The organism is Methanomethylovorans sp. (assembly GCF_050177135.1).
Classification (GTDB): Archaea; Halobacteriota; Methanosarcinia; order Methanosarcinales; family Methanosarcinaceae; genus Methanomethylovorans.
Genome location: NZ_JBFXHJ010000212.1, coordinates 1 through 2927, shown reverse-complemented (window position 1 = coordinate 2927; position 2927 = coordinate 1). Strand labels below are relative to the sequence as shown.

The following is a 2927-nucleotide window of genomic DNA, read 5'->3' as shown; positions in this document are numbered from 1 at the left end:
ACTGGTAATTGCCTTTGTTCTCATTGGTATACGGGAAAGCGCCGTCTGAAAACTGGTATTCGCAGATGTGTTCTGCTGTTCTTCTTGCCACGTCCAGACATTCTTTATCAGAGAATACCTTGCCGTATTTTGCCAGGAATGCCCCACAGGTGGCATCTACGTTCAGGTGGTCGCCAACATACACTGAGGATTTCCTGAAATAACCTGAAGATATCTGGTTAGCAAGCACGTAATCCTTCGCTTTTTGTATAGGAGCTTCCAGTTCTTTGTTACCTGTACTTACAAACCCATCCAGCAGAGCTTCACCGACAATGGAAGTTATCAATGCTGAAGGATGGTCATACTTGACATGTATCTCGTTCCATGACCCATCAGCAGCCTGTTTTGTAACAAGCCGTTTCAACAATCGCTCAGTGATATCTGTGTAACTGGAATTACTTGCACTATTGATCCTTATCAGGGTCTTGACACATTCGGCATTCACTCTGTTCCTTGCAATGCCATAGACAGGGTCTACGGTATAAGCTACATCATCCTCTATCTTCAAAGTGGGAAGAATGCCATTTTCAATGATATCGGATACTATTTTGTGCATATGCTCACTCAGACCCTGCATAGCTTACACCTTTTATTTTATCTGCGTTAACGTTCCTGAAGAGGATGGTATCAATATTGCTCCTTAGGTTTGATGCGATCTGCTGCCTGCTGTAATGTTTTTCAACATAATCCCGGCCTTTCTTCCCCATCTCTTCCATTTTCTGCTTGTCCGAGAGCAGAGCCATTATCGTTTCAGCAAATGCATCCGGTGAATTCGCGGATATGATGCCTCCACCTGATAGTTCTGCCAGTTTTCTTATCTCCCCTTCGCCCGAGCCAACGAAAGGTATCCCGCATGCCATGTATTCGTAAGCTTTGGTTGGTACTGCGTATTCCAGAGTTTTCAGTTTCTTAAGAGGAGCTATCCCTATCAGAGATTCAGAGAACATCTTTGGTACTTCTTCCCTTGGAACAAGGCCTGGAAATATCACTACTTCCTCAAGGCCTTTATCAGTGACCACTTGCTGTAACTGAGCTTTTATGTCACCATCACCTGCTATGATAAACTTTAAATGATATACCTCATTGATCTTCTTCATGGCAAGGATGACATTCTCAAGGTCCTGAGCATGACCTATATTCCCTGCATAGATGATCTGGTCCTTCTTTTCCATCTTCATTGGATAGAAGAAATTGGTATCTACGCCGTTTGGAGTAACTTTTACTTTGGAAGCAGAAATACCATTATATGTTCTGATGATATCCTCACCAAGTTCGTGAGTGGTCACACCTATCATATCGGCTCTGGAGTAGCAGGCCTGTTCATACATCCTGCTGATCCTTTCAAAGAAACTGCCCTTTTTCAGAAAACCCAGTGATATGGAAGCATTGATCCACAGGTCACGTATATCCATGACCCATTTCTTCCTGAACAATACCTTTGAGGACAGACCTGCAAAGCCTGTGAATATGGGAGGAGCGGATGTCATGATCACATCGAACTTCCTGTAATTGAAAGCCGACCACAGCACAGCATGGAAGGGGAATGACAGGTAATATGCCATTCTTTGTACAAACCCCGGATCTTTTGAATCGGGCTGCCAGGAAAACAGGTTTATCAAACGTACACCATTTACCATGCGTTCTTCAGAGATGATCCACTTTCTTTTGAACGAACCATGGGGAAAATTAGGATGAGGTGCCAGAACAGTTACTTCAGAGTCATTTCCTACAAGGAATTTAGACATATCAGAGATCCTTGAAGCATTGCCTGACTTTTCCGGAGGGAAATGCTGTGATATTATCAGTATTCTAGTCTTTTGAGAAGACGTTTTTTCTGAAGCCATTTTATATCCCTAAAAATCTCATTGACCATTTTTGATATTTGCAAAATACAGGGCTATTGAGTTCAAGATCAATCCACTGAACATACCAAAAATCCCCACTAAAATAAATGTCATTGCAAGCAAAGCCTTTCCGATCCAGAAAGTTTCTCCAATTTTATAGCCAAAAACCGTCCAGAAACCCAGCACCAATCCAATGAACATACAAATAAACCCAGGCACTCCAAAATACAGCAATGGGTGTTTTCTCTGGAACTGGTTCACAATAGAGTTCAGCACCGAGAACCCATGCCTGAACGGGTTGAACGTGGAGCCTGCGATATCGTACCTGCAGGTGATGGGCACTTCCTTGATCCGTAAACCCGCGCCAGTGGCGTCTGCGAGCATCTCGGATTCGATGCCCATGCCGTTGTTGGTGAAGGTGAAGGTGGCGAAGGTGTTGCTCGCGAAGGCACGGAAGCCGCTCTGGGAATCGTTGATCTTTGATTTGAAGTCTCCGGTCATGTTGGTGGCGAAGGTGAGCACTTCCTGGCCGAGCCTGCGGTATCTGGGGACATGGAGGCAGTGGCCTTTGAGGAAACGGGCACCGTTGACCATGTCGGCTTCCTTCCAGAGGATGGGCTGGATGAGTTGCGGGATCTCATCGGGATTGTGCTGGCCGTCTGCATCCAGGGTCACCAGGATGTCCACCTTTTTGTCCATGGCCCATTTAAAAGCGGTCCTGAGGGCTGCACCCTTGCCTGCGTTATTTTCATGGCGCAGGACAGTGGCACCCATAAGCTCGGCTACCTTAAAAGTACAGTCGGCACTGCCGTCATCGATGACGAGCACCTCGTCCACATGCTGCCGTGCACGGGCGATGACACTACCAATAGCGATCTCCTCATTGTAAGCAGGGATGGCAGCGACTACCGTCATGCCAGACACCCCTGCTCATAGGGCAGGAGTGAAAGCATACCATTGGTTCGATCTTGCGGATCTCTCTCTGATCTGTTCCGTGCCACCATACACATACTATCAAAAAACGAATACATTGTGACACAATAT

The 2927-nt window shown here is 45.9% G+C and carries 2 protein-coding genes and 1 pseudogene; all 3 read right to left on the bottom strand.

What is annotated here, in order from left to right:
* Positions 1–616 (bottom strand): annotated as a pseudogene (locus AB7U21_RS11620) (hypothetical protein); the annotation flags it as partial.
* A complete protein-coding gene (locus tag AB7U21_RS11615) occupies positions 600–1883 on the bottom strand; it encodes a glycosyltransferase family 4 protein (protein WP_428389225.1) in 1284 nt (427 codons plus the stop codon). The gene AB7U21_RS11615 and the pseudogene AB7U21_RS11620, both read right to left, overlap by 17 nt.
* 18 nt (positions 1884–1901) lie before the next feature.
* Entirely contained in the window at positions 1902–2798 is an 897-nt protein-coding gene (locus tag AB7U21_RS11610) for a glycosyltransferase family 2 protein (RefSeq protein ID WP_428389223.1), read from the bottom strand.
* Between the last annotated feature and the right edge of the window lie 129 nt (positions 2799–2927).